This is a genomic window from Ottowia oryzae (assembly GCF_003008535.1).
GTDB classification, from domain to species: Bacteria; Pseudomonadota; Gammaproteobacteria; order Burkholderiales; family Burkholderiaceae_C; genus Ottowia; species Ottowia oryzae.
In genome coordinates this window covers 3,612,246-3,631,943 of record NZ_CP027666.1, presented here as the reverse complement: position 1 = coordinate 3,631,943, position 19,698 = coordinate 3,612,246, and the positions used below count along the sequence as shown (strand labels likewise).

The 19,698-nt window shown below is 67.9% G+C and carries 18 protein-coding genes; 9 read left to right on the top strand and 9 right to left on the bottom strand.

Annotated features, from left to right (window positions below):
• Positions 1-53: 53 nt before the first annotated feature.
• The gene (locus C6570_RS18520; RefSeq protein WP_281260843.1) at positions 54-182 is read right to left on the bottom strand and encodes a hypothetical protein; all 129 of its coding nucleotides are present in this window, start codon (positions 180-182) and stop codon (positions 54-56) included.
• Between the two features lie 50 nt (positions 183-232).
• Between C6570_RS18520 and C6570_RS16615 the strand changes: the two genes are divergently transcribed.
• The 4 genes from C6570_RS16615 to C6570_RS16600 all read left to right on the top strand — a co-directional run bounded on the left by C6570_RS16615 (position 233) and on the right by C6570_RS16600 (position 3,994).
• Positions 233-1,312: a helix-turn-helix domain-containing protein gene (locus C6570_RS16615; protein ID WP_106704209.1), complete on the top strand. Its 1,080-nt coding sequence runs from the start codon at positions 233-235 to the stop codon at positions 1,310-1,312.
• 597 nt (positions 1,313-1,909) lie between these two features.
• Positions 1,910-2,392, top strand: a complete 483-nt coding sequence (locus C6570_RS16610; protein ID WP_106704208.1) for a hypothetical protein — start codon at positions 1,910-1,912, stop codon at positions 2,390-2,392.
• Between the two features lie 85 nt (positions 2,393-2,477).
• On the top strand, positions 2,478-3,308 hold the full coding sequence (locus C6570_RS18515; RefSeq protein ID WP_281260842.1) for a collagen-like domain-containing protein: 831 nt from the start codon (positions 2,478-2,480) through the stop codon (positions 3,306-3,308).
• Between the two features lie 107 nt (positions 3,309-3,415).
• Entirely contained in the window at positions 3,416-3,994 is a 579-nt protein-coding gene (locus tag C6570_RS16600; RefSeq protein WP_106704206.1) for a midcut-by-XrtH protein, read from the top strand.
• A 54-nt stretch (positions 3,995-4,048) separates the two neighbouring features.
• On the opposite strand, the gene panC is transcribed toward C6570_RS16600, so the two are convergent.
• Entirely contained in the window at positions 4,049-4,924 is an 876-nt protein-coding gene (gene panC, locus C6570_RS16595) for a pantoate--beta-alanine ligase (RefSeq protein WP_106704205.1), read from the bottom strand.
• A 233-nt stretch (positions 4,925-5,157) separates the two neighbouring features.
• Between panC and C6570_RS16590 the strand changes: the two genes are divergently transcribed.
• Positions 5,158-6,567: a GntP family permease gene (locus tag C6570_RS16590; protein WP_106704204.1), complete on the top strand. Its 1,410-nt coding sequence runs from the start codon at positions 5,158-5,160 to the stop codon at positions 6,565-6,567.
• Between the two features lie 124 nt (positions 6,568-6,691).
• On the opposite strand, the gene panB is transcribed toward C6570_RS16590, so the two are convergent.
• From panB to C6570_RS16575, 3 genes are all read right to left on the bottom strand, one after another.
• Positions 6,692-7,597 carry a 3-methyl-2-oxobutanoate hydroxymethyltransferase gene (gene panB, locus C6570_RS16585; RefSeq protein ID WP_106704203.1) on the bottom strand — a complete coding sequence of 302 codons (906 nt, stop codon included), beginning with the start codon at positions 7,595-7,597 and terminating at the stop codon, positions 6,692-6,694.
• A gap of 365 nt (positions 7,598-7,962) precedes the next feature.
• Positions 7,963-8,811 (bottom strand): segregation and condensation protein A, encoded by an 849-nt coding sequence (locus tag C6570_RS16580; RefSeq protein ID WP_106704202.1) that lies wholly within the window; start codon positions 8,809-8,811, stop codon positions 7,963-7,965.
• 78 nt (positions 8,812-8,889) lie between these two features.
• Positions 8,890-9,108 (bottom strand): DUF3460 family protein, encoded by a 219-nt coding sequence (locus C6570_RS16575; RefSeq protein ID WP_106704201.1) that lies wholly within the window; start codon positions 9,106-9,108, stop codon positions 8,890-8,892.
• Positions 9,109-9,204: 96 nt separating this feature from the next.
• Here C6570_RS16575 and C6570_RS16570 point away from each other — a divergent pair, with 96 nt between their 5' ends.
• Both C6570_RS16570 and C6570_RS16565 read left to right on the top strand, forming a co-directional pair.
• On the top strand, positions 9,205-9,726 hold the full coding sequence (locus C6570_RS16570; protein WP_106704200.1) for an outer membrane protein assembly factor BamE: 522 nt from the start codon (positions 9,205-9,207) through the stop codon (positions 9,724-9,726).
• Between the two features lie 181 nt (positions 9,727-9,907).
• Positions 9,908-10,147, top strand: coding sequence for a hypothetical protein (locus C6570_RS16565; RefSeq protein ID WP_123812286.1), 240 nt, complete (start codon positions 9,908-9,910; stop codon positions 10,145-10,147).
• A 77-nt stretch (positions 10,148-10,224) separates the two neighbouring features.
• Here C6570_RS16565 and C6570_RS16560 read toward each other — a convergent pair whose 3' ends face one another.
• Positions 10,225-11,907 carry a SulP family inorganic anion transporter gene (locus tag C6570_RS16560; RefSeq protein WP_106704198.1) on the bottom strand — a complete coding sequence of 561 codons (1,683 nt, stop codon included), beginning with the start codon at positions 11,905-11,907 and terminating at the stop codon, positions 10,225-10,227.
• A 431-nt stretch (positions 11,908-12,338) separates the two neighbouring features.
• Here C6570_RS16560 and C6570_RS16555 point away from each other — a divergent pair, with 431 nt between their 5' ends.
• A complete protein-coding gene (locus C6570_RS16555; protein ID WP_123812285.1) occupies positions 12,339-12,911 on the top strand; it encodes a hypothetical protein in 573 nt (190 codons plus the stop codon).
• Positions 12,912-12,941: 30 nt separating this feature from the next.
• On the opposite strand, the gene metG is transcribed toward C6570_RS16555, so the two are convergent.
• Positions 12,942-15,074 carry a methionine--tRNA ligase gene (gene metG / locus C6570_RS16550; protein ID WP_106704196.1) on the bottom strand — a complete coding sequence of 711 codons (2,133 nt, stop codon included), beginning with the start codon at positions 15,072-15,074 and terminating at the stop codon, positions 12,942-12,944.
• Positions 15,075-15,171: 97 nt separating this feature from the next.
• On the bottom strand, positions 15,172-16,425 hold the full coding sequence (locus C6570_RS16545) for a patatin-like phospholipase family protein (RefSeq protein ID WP_106704195.1): 1,254 nt from the start codon (positions 16,423-16,425) through the stop codon (positions 15,172-15,174).
• 309 nt (positions 16,426-16,734) lie between these two features.
• On the opposite strand from C6570_RS16545, the gene apbC reads away from it, so the two are divergent.
• Positions 16,735-17,826: an iron-sulfur cluster carrier protein ApbC gene (gene apbC / locus C6570_RS16540; protein WP_106704194.1), complete on the top strand. Its 1,092-nt coding sequence runs from the start codon at positions 16,735-16,737 to the stop codon at positions 17,824-17,826.
• A 157-nt stretch (positions 17,827-17,983) separates the two neighbouring features.
• On the opposite strand, the gene C6570_RS16535 is transcribed toward apbC, so the two are convergent.
• Complete coding sequence (locus C6570_RS16535) at positions 17,984-19,576, bottom strand: IPTL-CTERM sorting domain-containing protein (protein WP_164675556.1); 1,593 nt, start codon at positions 19,574-19,576, stop codon at positions 17,984-17,986.
• Positions 19,577-19,698 lie beyond the last annotated feature (122 nt).

Genomic DNA, 19,698 nt, shown 5'->3' with positions numbered 1-19,698 from the left:
TGCGGGTCAGCGCCGCGCCAGCACCACCCAGCACGCCCGGACACCCGTTCGATTCACGCCTTCCTGCAGGTTTCGCCATGTCCATCCAGCCCGCTTTCGTGGTGCAGCGCCGGCACGCCGGCAGCCCCATCGCGCCGCGGGTAGGGCTTGGGCGATGGGCCTTGCGCCAAGGCGTCTTGCACGGCGTGCCCCTCACAGGCTGCGCGTGCCGCCTTGTCCGCGCGAGGCCCTGATGCGCCCGGCCCGCCACGCCGCCCCGCCCGCACAGCCCTTGCCCAGCACGGTGTTCAGCACCCGGCACCTGCCAGGCGAAGCGCGCTTTGACGCCTGGCGGCAAGGCATCGCCGTGGTGTTCGACGTGGCGCCGCTGGCCACAGGGGCGCCGCTGAACCACTTTCAGGCCCAGGTGGAAGCCACGCACCTGGGGCAGCTGCTGCTGGGCGATCTGCGCTTTGACGCCCAGCGTTTTGCCCGCAGCCGCCCACGCGCGGCGCACGACGGCCTGGACCACTACCTGGTGCAGTGGTACCGCAGCGGCGGCTTTGCCGGCCAGTATGGCGATGAGGGCGATGAGCTGCGCGTGGGCAGCGGCGACGTGGTGGTGTTCGACATGGCGCGCACCCAGAACACGGTGGCGCAAGGCTCGCACGTGCTGTCGCTGATCGTGCCGCGCGCCCTGGGCGATGCCGCACTGGGCGGGCCGGCGGCCGCCAGCCTGCACGGCGCCGTGCTGCGCGCCGACAGCGTTTTCGGTGGCCTGCTGGCGGATCACCTGGCCGCGTTGCAGCGCCGCCTGCCTGCCATCGCCCAGCACCAGGCCGAGGACGTGGTGCGCGCCACCACGCAGATGCTTGCGGCCTGCCTGCGCCCCAGCCAGCGCACGCTCGCGCAGGCGCAGGCCGAGGTGCAGGCCGTCACGCTGGGGCGCATCCAGCGTCACATCGGCCGCAGCCTGGGCGCGCCGCTCACGCCGGAAGTGCTGTGCCGCGCCTTCGGCATTTCGCGCCACCGGCTGTACCAGCTGTTTGAGCCGCTGGGCGGGGTGGCCCGCTACGTGCAGCAGCGCCGGCTACAGCGCGCCTTTGAGCTGCTGTCGTCCTGCGCGCACCGCCACCTGCGTGTGGCGCAAGTGGCCGCGCGACTGGGTTTTGCCAGCGAGGCGCATTTCAGCCGTGCGTTTCGCAGCGCCTTTGGCCGCGCCCCCAGCGAAGTGCGTGCCATGGCCGAGGCAGCCCGCGCCCAAGGCTTGCCCCCGCAGCCCCTGGCGGCAGACGCGGCGGTGGAATACGCCGACTGGCTCGTCGCGCTCTAGCCATGCGCGCACCGATCAAAACATGCCGCCGAGCCTGGGCGCGGGCCGGGTGAACGCTGCGCCGCGACGCCGCCGGCCTGGCCAGCACAGCTGCGCGCGAGACGTGCTGGGCGGCGGTGTGGGCCATCCGGTCTGTCCGCCTGGATGCACAGCTTCAAGCCAATTGCGCTTGCGGCGCAGGCTCGAACGGCGCAAGCAGCTATCAAAAACAAAGCAAATCCATGGTGGAGGTCGTGCGGTCGCAAAACCCGTGCCGGGCCGCCACCCGGCCGCTGAGCGCTGAACGGGCCAAGCTCGGCAGCTGCTCAACGGTGTGACGCCGGGCGGCTCTCGCCGGCAGCCAAACGCCCAGTCAAGCGTCTGGCAGACGCGCAGTCAAGCGGCGGCACGCGAACGCCGCACCATGGCGGCAAGCACGTCGAATGTGCACTTTCGTTTCCAGCGCCTTCGTCAAGTTACCGCATCGACGCCGCCCCTCAAAAGCATGCCCCGCACCTTCGCCCACCGCCGAGAACGCTATCAACCGAGTAGCTGCGGGACCATGTGTATCCAGCGCTGGAGGCTGTTTTGATACTTGCCCACCGCTGGCCCCTCGCCTTGCTGACGCTGCCATTGCTGGCGGTCGCACCGCCCGCCTTGGCGGACTGGGTGCTGCCACCCGGCGCGGCGGCCCGCCTGAACGGCGGCACCGCCGCGCTGGGCTGCAGCGATGTGATCAACGGCGGCACGATCACCCTGGCGCCGGGCGGCGCCGTGGTCGCCGTGCGCAACGCCACCACGCTGACCACCGGCACGCTGGCGCTGGACGACGGCCGGCTGGAGCTGGCCGCCGATTGGACATCCGCCGGCCAAGTCAGCGCCAGCGGCGGTGGGCAGGTGCTTCGCGCGCCCAGCCCGGGCTGCCCGCTGGTGGGGCTGGCTGGCCCGGTTGCCTGGGTCGAACCCGTGCCCGCCGTGGCGCCCTGGGCACTGGTCGCGCTGATGGCGAGCTTGCTGGCCGCTGGGGCCGCCCGCCTGCGCCGCGCGGCGGCTCGTGCAGCCGGCGCAACCCACAACCCCAGCCAACCCCGATCGGACTAAGCCCCAAAACACCATGCCATCCCGATTGCCCCTGCGCCTTGGCGCGCTTTTACTCTGCGCGACCCCCGCGGCGTACGCCGCTGACATGACCTTGACCCCCGCCGCGGGCGGGGCGGTGGTGATCGAGTCGGCACCCAACAGCCCTGCCTTGCAGGTAGGGCCTTCGGGCGACGTGCGCCTGCCTGGGCTGCCGGCCACGCCCGCTGCGGGCACCGGCGTGGTGTGCCACGACGCCGCCGGCACCCTTGGCCGCTGCAGCCCGTTGACGGCCGTCGGGCCCAAGGGCGACCAAGGCGTCAAGGGCGACACCGGCGCGACGGGCGCGGCCGGGCCCCAGGGCGCTGCGGGGCCGGCGGGTCCCATCGGCCCCGCTGGCCCCAAGGGCGATGCGGGCGTACCCGGGGCCGCGGGCGCCACCGGGCCTCAGGGGGCGCAAGGCCCACAGGGTCCTCAAGGTCCGCAGGGCCCTACCGGCGCGGCGGGGGCCAGCGGCTTGCAAGGCGCCCCAGGCCCGCAGGGGCCGCAGGGGCCGCAGGGGCCCAAGGGCGACACCGGCCCGACGGGCCCGCAGGGCGCCCTGGCCGGCGTCTCGGCCGTGCGCCACGGCTGCTTTACCGTGAACGATGCGGGCTTCAACCCCTTTGCGCCGGCCAGCCTGGTCAGCGGCAGCGGCTACAACGTGAACCCCGCCATCAGCCCCAATGGCGCGACGAAGCGCGCGTACTTCATCTTCTTCAACACGCCGCCAGGTGGGCTGAATTCCACCGTGCTGCTGGACGTTCGCGCCATCACCGGCCGCAGCCTGCCTGCCACCGTTCAGCGCGGCACGCCTATCGATTTGCTGCTGGAGGTGGATTTGGGCAATGGCTTCATGCCCAACGAGGGAATCAGCGTCTGCTTCATGTTGATGCGCTGAGGCAGTGCCCCGCATTTCACTTCGATTTTGATAGCTTGTGGCGCCCGCTGCACCGGCGCCAGAGCGTGTGTTCTTGCCTATTCATACCGCACCGCTACCGCATCACCATGACCCGAATCACCAACGTCCGCCATGCCCTGGCCGCCTGCTTCACGGCCCTGCCTGCGGCCGCATTCACAGGCAGTGCGTGGGCACAGGCCCTGCCGCCCGTGGGCAGCATCCAATACGTCTTGGCCGGCTCTGCCCAGTCGGTGCCGGCGCTGGCACCCTGGGGACTGGGCTTGCTGTCGCTGCTGATGGTGCCGCTGGCCTGGCGCCTGGGGCGCTCGCACAGGGCGCTGCTCGGGCTGGGCGCGTCGGGCCTGCTGGGCGCAGCGCTGCTGGCGGCCGCCGGCTGGAGCGCGCCGGCCGTCGCCCAGGGCGCACCGGGCAACAACGTGCTGCTGGACAGCCCCACCGGCGGCACCGCCGACATCCCCTACGTGGCGTCGCTCGACAGTGCTTTTTTCGACTTCATGGCCGACTACGAGGTGCGCAACACCGCCGAGCAGGCGCTGCTCATCACCGGCGTCACCCTCAAGCCGGGCCACACCGACCGCGACCCGATGCAGACGCCGCACTGCGTCGCCGGGCTGACCTTGGCGCCGGGCGCCGTCTGCCACCTGCTGGTTAGCAAGCCGCACTGAAAGCGGCCCTGCGCGCAGTCGTGCCGGCCAGGCGCGGCTGAGCGGGGCGGCCTTTCAGATCTCCAGGTTATCGATCAGGCGCGTGCTGCCCAGGCGGGCGGCGCCCAGCACCACCAGGCTGCCGGCGCCGTCGCCGTCGCCGGGCTGGGGCGCCAGCAGGTCGCTGCGGCGGCGCACCGTCAGGTAGTCGGGCTGCCAGCCCTGGGCGCTCAATTGCGCCAAGGCGGCGGATTCGAGCTCGGCCAGCGCGCTGGCGGGCGTGCCCGCTGGCGAATGGCCCGCCGCCAAAGCCTGCGTGCCCAGCGCCCGCAGCGCCTGCGCCAGCTGCAGCGCCTGGGCGCGCTCGTCGGCCGACAAATAGCGGTTGCGTGACGACAAGGCCAGCCCGTCCTCGGCGCGCGACGTGTCGGCGGCGACGATGTCGATGGGCAGCACAAACTGCTGCACCATGCGGCGAATCACCATCAGCTGCTGGTAATCCTTCTTGCCGAACACCGCCACGCCTTCGGGCTTGCCAGCGAACACGGCGCTGAAGAGCTTCATCACCACCGTGCACACGCCGGTGAAAAAGCCGGGGCGGAATTCTCCCTCGAGCAGGTCGGCCAGGGCTGCGTCGGGCACCACTTTGAAGGTTTGCGGCTCGGGGTACAAATCTGTCTCGCGCGGGGCGAACAGAACGTCGCAGCCTGCGGCGCGCAGCTTGGCCTCGTCGTCTGCCTGGGTGCGCGGGTAGCTGTCGAAATCCTCGTGCGGCAAGAACTGCAGCCGGTTGACGAAGATGCTGGCCACGCTGACGTCGCCCAGCTCGCGCGCTTTGGCCAGCAGGGCCAGGTGCCCGTCGTGCAGGTTGCCCATGGTCGGCACGAAAGCCGGGCGCTGGGCGTGGCGCAGCAGGTGGCGCAGCTCGGGGATGGAATGGGCGATCAGCATGGGCCTATTGTGTGGCCAGTCGTGCGGCGTGGGCGCCTGTCGGCCCGATCCGGACGGACGGTAGCTGACGCGCGTTGGCTGCCCCGACCCATGCCTCCCAGGCTTCTGTGCGCTGATAGCTGGCCGTTCGTGCGCCTCGAGATGTGTCCAGGGGTAAACCCTATACTCGTCGGTTAACCAGAATCGCGCCAGTACGCGGCGATTCGCCTGCACTTGAAGGAAATTACCGACCGATGAGTACGTTGGCCATTGTCTTGTCTCTTGCCCTGTTGATGTACCTGGCGTACCGCGGCGTCACCGTGCTGCTGCTGGCACCGGTGCTGGCCGCGCTGGCGGTGGTGTTGTCGGGCGAGATGGGGCACCTGTTGCCGGCGTACACCGAAACCTTCATGAGTGCGCTGGGCGGCTACGTGGTCTCGTACTTCCCCGTGTTTTTGCTGGGGGCGCTGTTCGGGCAGCTGATGGCCGATTCGGGTGCCGCCACCGCCATCGCGCAGTGGATCGAGCGCCGCCTGGGCCCGCGCCACGCCATCGTCACCCTGGTGCTGGCCTGCGCCGTGCTGACGTACGGCGGCGTGTCGCTGTTCGTGGTGGCGTTCGCCATCTACCCCATCGGGCGCTCGCTGTTCCGTTCGGCCGACATCCCCAAGCGCCTGCTGGCGCCGGCCATCGCGCTGGGCTCGTTCACCTTCACCATGACGGCGATGCCCGGCACGCCGTCCATCCAGAACGCCATTCCCATCCCGTACTACGGCACCACCACTTTTTCCGCGCCGGGCCTGGGGCTGATCGCGTCGGCGCTGATTGCCACCATCGGCATCGCGTGGCTGCGCTCGCGGCAGGCCCGCGCTCGCGCGCTGGGCGAGGGCTACGGCCAGCATGAGGACGACGCCGAGGCCGCCGAACTGGCCGCCGCCAGCAGCGATACACCCAACGCCCCGCCACCCATGCCGCTGCTGCTGGCGTGGTTGCCGCTGGTGCTGGTGATCGGCGTCAACGCGCTGTTCACCTACTTCGTGTTTCCGGCGATGGACTTGTCGGCGCTGGACCAGCGCTTTGACGGCCTGGTGGCCCGCCAGCGCACCGGCCTGTGGGCGCTGATCATCGCGCTGGTCACCGCCTGCGCGGCGCTGCTCGTGCTGCGCCTGGGCCGCTGGGCGCACCTGCAGCAGACGGTGAACAAGGGCGTGCTGGGTTCGATGCTGCCCATCTTCAACACCGCGTCCGAGGTGGGCTACGGCGCCGTCATCGCCAGCCTGGCCGGGTTCGTGGTCATCCGCGACGCGGTGCTCAACATCTCGTCCAACCCGCTGGTGTCGGAGGCGGTGGCCATGAACGTGTTGGCGGGCATCACCGGCTCATCGTCGGGCGGCCTGTCGATCGCCCTGCAGACGCTGGGCGACGACTACCTGCGCATGGCCGACGCCGCGGGCATCAGCCCCGACCTGCTGCACCGCGTGGCCGTCATGTCGGCCGGCGTGTTCGACACGCTGCCGCACTGCGGCGCCATCATCACACTGCTGTCGATCTGCAAGCTGACGCACCGCCAGGCCTACCTGAACATCGCCGCCGTCACCATCGTCGGGCCGCTGCTGGCGCTGTCGGTGGTGATCGCGCTGGGCACGTGGCTGGGCTCTTTCTAAGGCGGAAAAAATACGTGAAAAACGGCTGCGGCGCTTGCCTGTGTTGCGGATATAGCTATTTTCATAATAGCAAACGGCTTGCGCTCGATGCGTTGCACCGCGCTGCGCGCGCAGGTGCCGCGGCTCACCACGCATGCAGGGCGTCGTCCGGAAAGCTGCCGTCCTTGACGGCGCGCACATAGGCTTCGATCGCCCCGCGCACGCTGCCCGCGTCCTGCATGAAGTTGCGCACGAACCTGGGGTTCTTGCCCAGGTTCACGCCCAGCATGTCGTACATCACCAGCACCTGCCCGGCCGTGCCCCGGCCCGCGCCGATGCCGATGGTGGCGCACTGCGCCAGCGCCTGCGTCAGCGTGGCCGACAAGGCGGCGGGCACCATCTCCAGCACCATCATGGCGGCCCCGGCGTCCTGCAACTCCAGCGCGTGGCGGCGCAGGGTGTCGGCGGCGGCCTCACCGCGGCCCTGCACGCGGTAGCCGCCCAGCGCGTGCACGGTCTGCGGCGTCAGGCCCAGGTGGGCGCACACGGGAATGCCGCGCTCGACCAGAAAGCGCACCGTGGGTGCCGTCCAGCCCCCGCCTTCGAGCTTGACCATGTGCGCGCCGGCCTGCATCAGCACGGTGGCCGATCGCAGGGCCTGTTCGGGCGATTCGTGGTAGCTGCCAAACGGCAGGTCGGCGATCAGCCAGGCCGTGCCCTGCACGCGGTGCAGGCCGCGCGCCACGCTTTCGGTGTGGTGGCGCATGGTCTCCAGCGTCACGCCCACGGTGCTGGGCAGGCCCTGGCAGACCATGCCCAGCGAATCGCCGACCAGCAGGCATTCGACGCCCGCGGCGTCCGCCACGGCCGCCAGCGTGGCGTCGTACGCGGTCAGCATGGTGATCTTCTCGCCGGATGCGCGCATCTGCGCCAGGCGCGGCAGGCTGACCGGGCGGCGCTGCGGCAGCGGCGACGCGGGCGGCAGCGTGCCGTAGGGCGATCCAGGGGCCGCAGAGTGGGCGGCGGTGGTCGGGGTGGGGCTGGGGCTCATCGGTCTCCTTGGGGCCGCGGCGAGGGCGGCGGTGCCGGCAAGTCTAGTAGGCCTCTGCGCTGGCGGATGTCCCGCAGGCTGGCGCGCAGCGTGCAAGCCTGCCGTTGGCCCCATGGGCCAGCCTGCGGGGGGGGCTTCCCGGGCGTCCGCCGACGCTGGGGGTATGAAAATGATAGCTGCTGGCGCTGGCTGCACCTGGGCCCCAGGGCGATGGGACATGCAAAGCCGCCAGCGGGTTCAGCCAAGGCGACGCAGGACAAGGGGCCACCAAAGGCCGCGCGGCCCCGGCCGCTGCCCATGACGCTGACGCTGCCCATGCGCGCCCGGGCGGTGCCGGATCGCGGGCGCCCGCATGCCGCAGCGCCTCAGTTCGGCGTGAACGCCAGGCGCACGTAGATCGGCGCAAACGCCTCGGCCTGGGTGATTTCCACCAGGTTTTCCTTGGCCAGCTCCAGCAGCGCGATCAGCGTGACCACCAGCACGGGCGCGCCCTTGCTGGGGTCGAACAGCTCTTCAAACGGGGCAAAGCGCCGGCCCTGCAGGCGCTTGAGCACCATCGACATGTGTTCGCGCACGCTCAGCTCTTCGCGGCGGATCTTGTGGTGCTGCACCAGCCTGGCGCGCTTTAGGATGTCGGCCCAGGCCTGCTGGATGTCGGCCAGCGCCACGTCCGGAAAGCGCGGCTGCAGCGACTGTTCGACGTAAATCTGCGCTTTCAGGAAGTCGCGCCCGAACTGCGGCACCTCGGCCAGGCGCGCGGCGGCCAGCTTCATCTGCTCGTATTCCAACAGGCGGCGCACCAGCTCGGCGCGCGGGTCCTCGGCCTCTTCGCCGTCGGCCGTCTTCTTGGGCGGCAGGAGCATGCGCGACTTGATTTCGATCAGCATCGCCGCCATCAGCAGGTATTCGGCGGCCAATTCCAGGTTTCTGCTGCGAATTTCGTCGACGTAGCTCAAATACTGCCGCGTGACGGCGGCCATCGGAATGTCGAGGATGTTGAAGTTCTGCTTGCGGATCAGGTAAAGCAGCAGATCCAGCGGGCCTTCAAACGCCTCCAGGAAAATCTCGAGCGCGTCGGGCGGGATGTACAGATCGGTCGGCAGCGCAAACAGCGGCTCGCCATACAGCCGCGCCACGGCGACGTGATCGACCACCTCGGGCAGCGGCGCCTGCGCGTCGCCAGCCAGCAGCGAATCGGTATCGGCGGAAGACACGTTTGGCTATGAATTAAATAGCTGCCGGCGCAGGTAGGACGTGCGCTGGCGGCAGATTGGGCTTGTGAAGCGCCTGGCTCAGAGGCTGGGCGCCGTCTGGTACACGTAGGGCTTTTGCGGCACGCTGGCTTCGCTGAATTCTTCCTGCAGGTCGCGGTCGATCTGCTTGTCCCACAGCAGCGCGCGGCCCTGGCGCTGGCGCTGGTCCAGGTCGGGCTTGGTCTGCTTCAGGTCGTTGATGAACTGCGTGGTGTCCGACAGGTAGTGCGGGCGGCGGAAGATGTTGGCGATGGACATAAACTCGCAGACAGGAATCGATGAAGTCTTGGTCGGCGCCGAAAGGCCTTGGCGCGTAACAGGACGGTCTGGGCATTTTACCGGGAGGTAGCCACCATGAACTGCTTCACCCGCCGCTTGCGCGCGCTGGGCCTGTACGGCCTGCTGGGCGCCGCGCTGGGCCTGGGCGCCTGCGACCCGCAGGCCATCAAAGAGCTGGAGGAGGGCGTTTCCACCGAGGCGGACGTGGTGCAGCGCTTCGGCCAGCCCGAGCGCGTGTGGCCCGAAGCGGGCGGCGCCAAGACGTTCGAATACAACCGCCAGCCCGCGGGCGTGCAGAACTACATGATCACCATCGGCCCGGACGGCAAGATGAGCGCGCTGCGCCAGGTGCTCAACCCCGACAACTTCCGCCGCGTGCAGCCGGGCATGGGCGTGGAAGACGTGCGCCGCATGCTGGGCAAACCCGCCAAGCAGGTGCCCTACAAGCTGCAGAACGAAATCGTCTGGACGTGGAAGTTTCTGGAGCCGCCCAGCGAGAAAAAGGGCTTTAACGTCGTCTTCTCGCCCGATTACCGCGTCATCCGCACCGAAATCGGCCCCGATCCGGATGGCCCGGACATGCGCGGCGGGGGCTGATCGGCCTTGCGCGACGTTCTCCACATCCAGGATCTGCGCTTTGCGTATGCCCGCCAGCCGCTGTACGACGGCCTGAACGTGCGCGTGGCCGGGCCGGGCATATACAGCCTGTTCGGGCGAAACGGCAGCGGCAAATCACGTAACAGTCAACGCTGGCGAAGTGGGCGCGCTGGATATAGAGATGACCGGCGGCAGCCTGTCCTTGAGCCACGTCGCCCACTTGCCCCGCATCGGCCTGCGCGCGCCCGACGACACCGACCTGAAGATCGACCGGGTGGCCGACTTGCCCAAGATTCAGCGCGTGCCGCCCACGCCCGAGAGTGAGCGTGCGCTGCATGAGCGCGCTGCGAATCAGACGCACGCCGAATCGGCGGACGATGCGCCCTCAGGATGCCGCCAGCGCCGTGGTCGAGTGAAATAAAAGGCGCCAGCGCAGGCAGGTAGAGCGCCGGTAGCTATTAAAGTGGTAGCAATTGAGCGCCGACCGGGGCGCCTGGCCTAGGCCGGCGGCGCGTTCGTCACCGCCAGCGCAATGGCGGCGTGGACGTTGGGCTGCACGTCATCGGGCGACTGCGCCGTGAACGCCGCCAGCAGCCCCATGCGGGCGGCAATGTCGTGCGGCTGGCCGACCAGGCCCGCCACGATCAGCCGCACGCGCTGCTTGCGGCACGCGGCCACCAGGCTTTCCAGCGCCTCGGCGCCGGTGGAATCGACGTAGATCACGTTCCTCAGGTCGATCACCAAGGCCTGCGCGGGCAGGTGGTCTTCCAGCGCTTCCACCAGCTTGGTCGCGCCGAAGAAGAGCGCGCCGTACAGGCGCCACGCCTGCACGCGGTCGCCCAGGTCGCCCAGCGTGGGGTAGTCGGCCTCAGACAGCCGCTCGGCCCGCGACAGGCTGGAGATGCGGTAGATGAAGGTGAGGCAGGCGGCGAAGATGCCGAACTCCACCGCCACCGTCAGATCGAAGATGACCGTCAGCAAGAACACCGCGACCAGCGTCACCCGGTAGGGCATGCGGTAGCTTTTCAGGCGGGCAAATTCGCGCCATTCGCCCATGTTCCACGCCACGAACATCAGGATGGCCGCCAGCGTGGCCAGCGGGATGGACGCGGCCAGCGGCGCCGCCACCAGGATCACCAGCAGCAGCGCGGCCGAATGCACGATGCCCGCGATGGGGCTGGTGGCGCCGCTTTTCACGTTGGTGACGGTGCGCGCGATCGTGCCGGTGGCGGGCATGCCGCCGAAAAACGGCGTCACGAAGTTGGCGATGCCCTGGGCCATCAGCTCTTGGTTGGGGTCGTGCCGGTCGCCGATCATGCCGTCGGCCACGCGCGCGCACAGCAGCGATTCAATGGCGCCCAGCAGCGCCAGCGTGATGACGGGCATTAGCAGAAAGCGCGCCGATTCCCAGCTGAAATTGGGCAGCGTGAAGGCGGGCAGCGCCGCCGGAATGCCGCCAAAGCGGCTGCCAATGGTTTCCACCGGCAGCTGAAACACGCCGACCACGGTGGTGGCCAGCACCAGCGCCACGATGGAACCGGGCACCACGCTCAGCTTGCCGGTGAAGGACAGGCGCGGGCCCAATGCGGGCATCCAGCGCTGCCAGGCCACCACGATTGCAAGCGAAGCCGCGGCCACGCCCAGCGCCCAGGGGTTGAGCGTGTGCAGATGCGCCCACAGCGTCCCCAGAATGCCGAAGAAATCGCCCGGCATCTTGGCGATGTTCAGGCCCAGGAAATCCTTCACCTGAGACAGCCCGATCAGCACCGCGATGCCGTTGGTGAAGCCGATGATGACCGCCACGGGGATGAAGCGCACCAGCGTGCCCAGCTTGAACAGCCCCATCAGAAAAAGCAGCACGCCCGAGAGCGCTGTGGCAATGATCAGGTTGCCCACGCCGTAGCGCTCGACGATGCCGTAGACGATGACGATGAACGCACCCGCCGGCCCGCCAATCTGCACCCGGCTGCCACCCAGCAGCGAGATCAGAAAGCCCGCAATGATGGCCGTGAACAGCCCCGCCTGAGGCTTGAGCCCCGACGCAATGGCAAACGCCATCGCCAGCGGCAGGGCGACCACGCCCACCGTGAGGCCGGCGGCGGTGTCTTGGCCCAGGCGCGACCGGTCATAGCCTTTCAGCGTGTTGAGCAGGCGAGGGTGGAAGCGGGCGATGGCAAGCAAGCTAACAGCTCCATCGGGCCGAGCGTGCGTCGGCCCTGTAGCGAAAGACAAGCGAAACAAGTGCCATTCTATGTTAATTGAATGTGCGCACAAAGGGGCTCTGCGCGGCACGGTGTAGGTGGTGCAGCGCGAGCAAAGTAAAACGATTGCGCGCAACCGCTTACGGGCGACGCGCATCAAGTGCTTCTTTGCGCGTGCGTTTGTTACCGCGATGTGCGCTGAAGCCCAACAGATCTCGCTTGATGTGATGGGCAGCCTTCAAACTGCGATCCTGTGTCAAAACGTGTTGTTACACCAGTGTGTGACGAAATCATCGTTTTGGGTCGCTAACATCCCTGCAGCCGACCGGGCGCCCAGGCGTTTCGGTGGGTGCATAGGGCGCATACCGCGCCGTAGTTGTAAGAAATTTGTTTCAAAGGGAGGGCCTCTTCATGGCTTTTAAACGTGCGCGTGTCGCAGTAGCGCTGGCCGCAGCCTTGTTGGCTGCACAAGCGAATGCCGAGTTGATGAACATCAGCTCCGGCGCCATTCAGTCTCAAAACTTCGCCACCATTTCCTGCACGGTGATCGGTTCGGGCGGCGCTTCCTGGCGCGGCGGCAAGGTGATGATGGTGCTGTCTGAGGCGAACAGCGCGGGCTCCAACCCGGTGTTGGTGTCGCAGAACCTGGACACGGGTGACACGCTGGCCAACGACACATGGAACGGCCCCTACATCTACAACGGCCAGACGTTGCAGGGCCTGAGCACAGCGACAGTGCAAGCCTTGCTTCGCTTGCCCGGCAGCCCCAACGACGCGGCTTTGTTGCTCGCGGCATTGCCGGGCCAACGTGTGTGCGTGCGTTCTTCCGAAGTGTCTGGCGGCGACACGCTGCGCGCAGTGGCACTGTCGATCACCGACGTGACGGCCAACTTCACGCAGGTGTTTGGCAAGTCAGAAGCCAAGGCCAAGGCGGCCGCGCCACTGAACCTGTACTCCGCGGTCGAAGCGACCAACGCCCGCTGATCGCGGGGCAGCCCGGGGCTGCGCGGTGGCTCAGCGGACTCGCATCCCCGGCTGCGCACCCTCGGTCGGCTCTAGCACGTAGATGCCGGGGTTGGCCTTCTCATCGCCATGGCTTGCGGCCATGACCATGCCTTCGCTGACGCCGAATTTCATCTTGCGCGGCGCCAGGTTGGCGACCAGCACTGTCAGCTTGCCCTGCAGTTGCTCGGGCTGGTAGGCGCTGGCGATGCCGCTGAACACGTTGCGCAGCTTCGGTGTGCCATCGGCGTTTTTCTCGCCCGCGTCCAGCGTCAGGCGCAGCAGTTTCTTGGAGCCTTCCACCGCCTCGCACGCCACGATCTTGGCGATGCGCAGGTCGATCTTGACGAAGTCGTCGATGGTGATGGTGTCGGCCAGGGCCTCGCCGCCGGGGGCAAAGGCTTCGGCGTTTGCTTCATTTTCGATAGCTGCCTGCGCTGGTTGCGCCTGCGCTGGCGGCTCAAACAAGGCTTCTAGCTGTTTGGCGTCCACGCGCGTCATCAGGTGTTTGTATTCACCGATGTGTGAACCGGCGCCCAGGGGGTTGTCGACGTCGGCAAAGGTTTCGGGCGGCACCATAAGGAACACCGCCACGTCGGCTGCCAGCTTGGGCAGGATGGGCTTGAGGTACACCGCCAGGATGCGGAAGGTTTCGATGCAGGTGGTGCATACGTCGTGCAAGCGCTCGTTCTGGCCTTCCAGCTTGGCCAGCTCCCACGGCTTGTTGGCGTCCACGTAGGCGTTGACCAGGTCGGCCAGCGCCATCACTTCGCGCACCACCTTGCCGTATTCGCGCTGCTCGTACAGCGCCTCGATGCCGGGGCGCGCGGCGCGCAGCTTTTGCACCAGCGTCAGGCCGTCGTCGGCGATGACCGACAGGCGCCCGTCAAAGCGCTTGCTGATGAAGCCCGCCGCGCGGCTGGCGATGTTGACGAACTTGCCGATCAAATCGGCGTTCACGCGCGCCATGAAGTCGTCGGCGTTGAAATCCAGATCCTCGTTGCGGCCCGACAGCTTGGCCGCCAGGTAGTAGCGCAGCCATTCGGGGTTCATGCCCAGGCTGAGGTACTTCAGCGGGTCCAGCCCGGTGCCGCGGCTCTTGCTCATCTTTTCGCCGTTGTTCACGGTGAGAAAGCCGTGCACGAACACCTTGTTGGGCGTCTTGCTGCCGCTGAAGTGCAGCATCGCGGGCCAGAACAGGGTGTGGAAGGTGATGATGTCCTTGCCGATGAAGTGGTACTGCTCGGTGGCCGGGTCGGCCATGAATTCGTCAAAGCTGAGCGCCTTGCCGCCCGCCGACTGCCCCCGGCCCTGGTCGAACAGGTTCTTCAGGCTGGCCAGGTAGCCCACGGGCGCGTCCAGCCACACGTAGAAGTACTTGCCCGGCTGGTCGGGAATCTCGATGCCGAAGTACGGCGCGTCGCGGCTGATGTCCCAGTCGCCCATCTTGGGCTTGCCGTCTTCGCCGGGCGCGATCCATTCGGTGATCTTGTTCAGCACCTCGGGCTGCACCGCGCCGTGGCTGGTCGTCCAGGTCTTGAGGAAGTCGATCGCGCGCGGGTCGGACAGCTTGAAGAAGAAGTGCTCGCTGGTGCGCAGCTCGGGCTTGGCGCCCGAGAGGGCCGAATAGGGGTTGATCAGCTCGGTGGGCGCGTACACGGCGCCGCACACCTCGCAGTTGTCGCCGTACTGGTCTTTGGCGTGGCAGTTGGGGCATTCGCCCTTGATGAAGCGGTCGGGCAGGAACATGCCCTTTTGCGGGTCAAAGAACTGCTCGATGGTGCGCGTCTCGATCAGCCCACCCGCCTTCAGATCGGTGTAGATCGCCTGCGCCAGCGCCGTGTTTTCGGGGCTGTGCGTGCTGTACCAGTTGTCGTGGCTGATCAGAAAGCCGTCCAGGTACGGCTTGCGCCCGGCGGCAATTTCGGCCACGAACTGCTCGGGCGTTTTGCCTGCTTTTTCGGCCGCGATCATGATCGGCGCGCCGTGGGCGTCGTCGGCCCCCACAAAGTTCACCGCGTGGCCCTGCATGCGCTGAAACCGCACCCAGATATCGGCCTGGATGTATTCCATGATGTGGCCGATGTGGAAGGTGCCGTTGGCGTACGGCAGGGCGGTGGTGATGAAGAGCTGGCGTTGGGACATGGCAAGTCGCGCGCCGCGGCGCGGGCAGGCAAAAGCAGGGATTTTACGGATGTGGCCGATCCGCGCGGGCGGCTTCGCTAAAGGGCGTGCGCGGGCATCAGCGCATGGGCGCAGGGCGTCTGGCCCTGTCGGGGCGGGGCGGGTCGGCCCAGCCAAAGAAGCGGCATACCTCGGCGCGCTGGCGCAGGGTGTCGTCCCAGCCCAGTTGCATCAGCGCCCGGATGTAGCCCGGCTCGAACAGCAGGTAGCTGGCCAGCGCGCCGGTGCGCGCGTCGCCCGGCTGCACGCCCAGAATGCCCAGCAGGGCGCGCACCGCTGGCGGCAGTTCGGCCACGTGCTGTGCAGCCAGGTCGTCCAGCCGCTGCGAGGGCCAGATCACCAGCAGATCCACCGGCCGCAGGCGGCTGCGGGCCAGCGCCTCGGGCGGAACCAGCGACAGCGTGTGGTTGATGCGTTGCGTGCGTTCGACGTCGGCCGACAAGGTGTCCAGAAAGATGCTGGACAGCGCGTGCCCCGCCACCTGCGCCAGCGACGGGTACGCCGCGCCGCTGGGGCGCACCGCACCGGGCGGCTCGTTGGCGCGCCCGGCGCCGATCACCAGCACCCGATCGGCGCCCAGGTGAATGGCCGGTGAGATCGGCGCCACCTGGCGCATCGATCCATCGCCGTACCAACTGGTTTGGCCGTCGACCTGCACTTCACCGGCGGGAAAGATGAAGGGAATGGCCGACGAGGCCAGCAGGTGCTCGGTGCGGAACTGCACCGGCACCGCACGGCGCTGAGCGCGCGTCCACGGCGCGATGGGCGCATTCGCCTGGTAGAAGGTGACGTGCTCGCCACTGGCGTAGCTGGACGCGCTGATCGACAAGCCCTGCAAATGCCCGTCGGCCAGTTGCTGCGCGACGCGCTCCAGCGGCACCTGCGCGCGCAGCAGTTCGCCCAACGGCGCGTTGTCCAGCAGCGAGCGCGGGCGCACCTGGCGCCAGTGCCGCAGTGCCCAGCCCAGCGACAGCAGGGACATCCAGCGCGTGCTCGCCTGCACGGCGGACCAGCCATCTGCGTGGTACACGTGATCGGCGTGCAACTGGTACCACACGCGGGTCAAGCGGCGCACGGCGCTGTCAAAGTGGTCGCTGCCGGCGGCCAGCGCGGCGGCGTTGATGGCCCCGGCCGAGGTACCGCAGACGATGGGAAAAGGGTTGCCCGAAGCTGCTGCGCCGGCTGCGCGGCGCAGGGTGCGGATGGCACGCAGCACCCCCACCTGGTAAGCCGCCCGGGCACCGCCGCCGGTCAGCACCAGGCCGGTGGCTGGGGTGCGGCCCGGGGTGGGCGGCTGTGCTGTGGGGGGCATGGGGGAATCTTAGAACCTATTCTGTCGGTTCTGATGAAATGGGCCGTTGGCGCTGGTCTGACCTGCGCGGGCAGCTATCTTTTTTGATGTTTTCGTGGGGTTGATGAGGGCAAAGGCGGGGCCGAGACCGGGCCTCTGCCCTTATCAACCCAATCGAATATCAAAAAAGATAGCTGCCGGCGCAAGCCCCACCAGCGCCAGTGCCAAATTTCCATCCCCCAATCCCGTGCGCGGCGCAGGCCTACCTCCGCCCGCGCCGTGCTTCGCTAGACTCACCCCTTCCCCCTTTTGAACCAAGAAACAACTCCCATGGCCGTGGATCAAGGCGCCCTGCTGGCGGCGCTGCAAACCGTCATCGACCCGAACACCGGCAAGGATTTCGTGTCGACCAAGCAACTCAAGAACCTGCAGGTGACCGGGGGCGACGTGGCCTTCGACGTCGTGCTGGGCTATCCCGCGCAAAGCCAGGTGCCGGCGCTGCTCCAGGCGCTGATCGCTGCGGCGCGCACCGTGGCGGGCGTGACCAATGTGTCGGCCAACCTGCAGTCGCAGGTGGTGGCGCATGCCGCGCAGCGCGGCGTGCCGCTGCTGCCGCAGGTCAAGAACATCATCGCCGTGGCGTCGGGCAAGGGTGGCGTGGGCAAGAGCACCACCGCCGCCAACCTGGCGCTGGCGCTGGCCGCCGAGGGCGCCAAGGTGGGCCTGCTGGATGCCGACATCTACGGCCCCAGCGTGCCGCTGATGATGGGCGCCAGTGGCCGCCCCACCAGCCCGGACGACAAGAGCATGGATCCGCTGCAAAGCCACGGCGTGCAGCTGATGTCTATCGGCTTTCTGATCAACCCGGACGACGCGGCCATCTGGCGCGGCCCCATGGCCACGCAGGCGCTGGACCAGCTGCTGCGCCAGACCAACTGGAAAGACCTGGACTACCTGATCGTCGACATGCCGCCCGGCACGGGCGACATCCAGCTGTCTTTGAGCCAGCGCGTGCCGCTGACGGGTGCGGTGATCGTCACCACGCCGCAAGACATTGCCCTGGCCGACGCGCGCAAGGGCGTGGCCATGTTCGAGAAGGTGGGCGTGCCCATCCTGGGGCTGGTGGAGAACATGGCCGTGCACGTGTGCACGAACTGCGGCCATGTGGACCACATCTTCGGCGCCGACGGCGGCAAGCGCTACGCGGCAGAAAAGGGCATTGACTACCTGGGCGCGCTGCCGTTGTCGCGCAGCATCCGCGAACAGGCCGATGCCGGCACGCCCACGGTGGTGGCCGAGCCTGACGGCGAAGCCGCCGCCATCTACAAGCAGGTGGCGCGCAAGGTGGCGATATCTGTCGCGCAAAAGGCCAAGGACTTTTCCAGCAAGTTCCCCAGCATCACGATCTCCAAAGACACGTGATCGCCGGCGCCAGGCCGCGCGCCCAGGTGCGGGCGGGCCTAGTGTGAAGGGGGCTTAGGCGCGCTGCAGATGCGGCGCCCGGCGGCTTCTGGCCGGGCAACCCCGTTGGCGCGGGTGGCGTTGGCGGATCGCATCGCCGCCCCCGCCGTGCGCAGGCTTACACCTTGCGCCGCAAGGCCAGTACGGCACCCACTGCCAGCAGGGCAGACAGCAGCATCTGCGCCCATTCGCGCAAGCCCGGCACCGGCACGGCCGCCGAATAGCCGTTGCCCCGCACCAGAATCTGCGCAATCACCGTGCCTTGGGCGTTTTTCAGCTCCACATAGCCTTGCTGCGGGCCGGCCACGGTGGGTGAAAACTTCACGGTGACCGAGCAGGGGCCGGCGGCAGCGGCGTTGCGACAGCTGTTGGGGCCAGCGGTATCCACCACGAAGGCCGGATCGGATGTCCCGATACTCACCACGGCCGCAGGCGATGCGCTGTCCACCGTGAACATGACTGTGTGCGAGGCGCTGCTTTGCAGCACGTCCACCGTGCCGTAGTCCCACACCATCGGCTTGAGCTTGGCCACCACGTTGGCGCCCGCTTGGGGTGATTGGCCCTGGATAGGCCGGTTGGGGTTGGTCAGGTACAGCGCGCCGGCGGTGTCCAGCGCAATGCCGGTGGGAAATCCCGCGCTCATCTGCGTGCCGGTAAGGTTGGTGTCCGGGAAGTTGGCCGTGGTCATCAGCGTGGTGATGCCCGGAATGGTGTTGGGCGTTGCTGAGGCCGGTGGCGCCATCAGCCCCAGCAGCTGCTTCGACGGCAGTGTGTAGTACAGGTTCTGGCCCGCGCTGTCCACGGCAACACCTGTCAGCGGATCGACGGCAGCCCACGTCGACGCAGGCAGCGGCGGCGTGGCGATCACCGTGGGGTTGTAGGTGCTGACTGCGGGCGTGGCCTTGTAGAGCTGGCTTGGGTACTGCACGAACGGAAAGGTGTTGAAGTTCGTCCACCCCGCGTCCGGAAAGTAAACATTGCCGCTGCCGTCCAGCGCCACGCCAGCGTTCAGTGCTATCGATCTGGGAAAGCCCTGTGCGCAACCGGTACTGCTCCAGCTGGCGCCGGTCTTGCACAGGTGAAGCAGGTGGCCGACGTGGGCCCCGAGCCCGGGCCCCACTTGTACACCGACACGAAGATGTTCTGCCCCTGCCGCATCCACCGCCAGCCCGGCCGGCGCAATCACCAGCGGCCATTGACCAGAGTTGGTGTTGTAGCCAGCGCGCGGGTCGGTCGTGATGTCGCTTTGCGTGTACGTGCTGCCGCTCGGCGTAAACATCACCACCTTGCTGGGCCACGGCGCGGTCTGCTGGTTGCAGCTGGTGGCGCCCGAGAAGCACGACCCCTGCGCTACGTACACATTGCCCACCGCGTCCACCGCAATGCCCGACGGTGTGGTCAACGGGGTGGCCGGGTCGTTGATCTGGCTCTTGACGTAGCTGCCGTCGGGCTGCGGCGTCAGCTTGTACACGCCCCCGGTGGGCGGGTCGCTGTTTTGCCTGCCCGTGCGGAAGCTGGTCACATACACGTTGCCCGCTGCATCCACCGCCACGCCGGAGGGGCGCACGATGGTCGAGTCAATGGCCTGCAGATCGCCGTTAGGGTGCGCCGTCTGCGCCCACGCCGCTGGAACCGCAGCCGCCGCCAGCACCGCGAGCCCGAGATGCCGAGCGCGTTTGGATAGAAAAGTGGCCAGTTGAGTCGTGTACATGCGTCGATCGGTTGTGAATTGGCAGCTAACTTGATGGATTGCCATTTTATTAAGCACGCTGGGACGTCCAAGCGGCAGCGCGCCCTTGGTGGCGGCTGCACTGCCAACTTGTTCGGCTTTTG

What these genes read in the sequence shown, in the direction of transcription:
- C6570_RS16570 (WP_106704200.1), top strand. Translation starts at nt 9,205, where the DNA reads ATGAACTGCTTCACCCGCCGCTTGCGCGCGCTGGGCCTGTACGGCCTG.
- metG (WP_106704196.1), bottom strand. Translation starts at nt 15,074, where the DNA reads ATGTCCCAACGCCAGCTCTTCATCACCACCGCCCTGCCGTACGCCAAC.
- C6570_RS16575 (WP_106704201.1), bottom strand. Translation starts at nt 9,108, where the DNA reads ATGTCCATCGCCAACATCTTCCGCCGCCCGCACTACCTGTCGGACACC.
- panC (WP_106704205.1), bottom strand. Translation starts at nt 4,924, where the DNA reads ATGCTGATCGCCCATTCCATCCCCGAGCTGCGCCACCTGCTGCGCCAC.
- C6570_RS16545 (WP_106704195.1), bottom strand. Translation starts at nt 16,425, where the DNA reads ATGCCCCCCACAGCACAGCCGCCCACCCCGGGCCGCACCCCAGCCACC.
- C6570_RS16535 (WP_164675556.1), bottom strand. Translation starts at nt 19,576, where the DNA reads ATGTACACGACTCAACTGGCCACTTTTCTATCCAAACGCGCTCGGCAT.
- C6570_RS16555 (WP_123812285.1), top strand. Translation starts at nt 12,339, where the DNA reads ATGGCTTTTAAACGTGCGCGTGTCGCAGTAGCGCTGGCCGCAGCCTTG.
- C6570_RS16565 (WP_123812286.1), top strand. Translation starts at nt 9,908, where the DNA reads ATGACCGGCGGCAGCCTGTCCTTGAGCCACGTCGCCCACTTGCCCCGC.
- C6570_RS16615 (WP_106704209.1), top strand. Translation starts at nt 233, where the DNA reads ATGCGCCCGGCCCGCCACGCCGCCCCGCCCGCACAGCCCTTGCCCAGC.
- panB (WP_106704203.1), bottom strand. Translation starts at nt 7,597, where the DNA reads ATGAGCCCCAGCCCCACCCCGACCACCGCCGCCCACTCTGCGGCCCCT.
- C6570_RS18515 (WP_281260842.1), top strand. Translation starts at nt 2,478, where the DNA reads ATGACCTTGACCCCCGCCGCGGGCGGGGCGGTGGTGATCGAGTCGGCA.
- C6570_RS16600 (WP_106704206.1), top strand. Translation starts at nt 3,416, where the DNA reads ATGACCCGAATCACCAACGTCCGCCATGCCCTGGCCGCCTGCTTCACG.
- C6570_RS16590 (WP_106704204.1), top strand. Translation starts at nt 5,158, where the DNA reads ATGAGTACGTTGGCCATTGTCTTGTCTCTTGCCCTGTTGATGTACCTG.
- apbC (WP_106704194.1), top strand. Translation starts at nt 16,735, where the DNA reads ATGGCCGTGGATCAAGGCGCCCTGCTGGCGGCGCTGCAAACCGTCATC.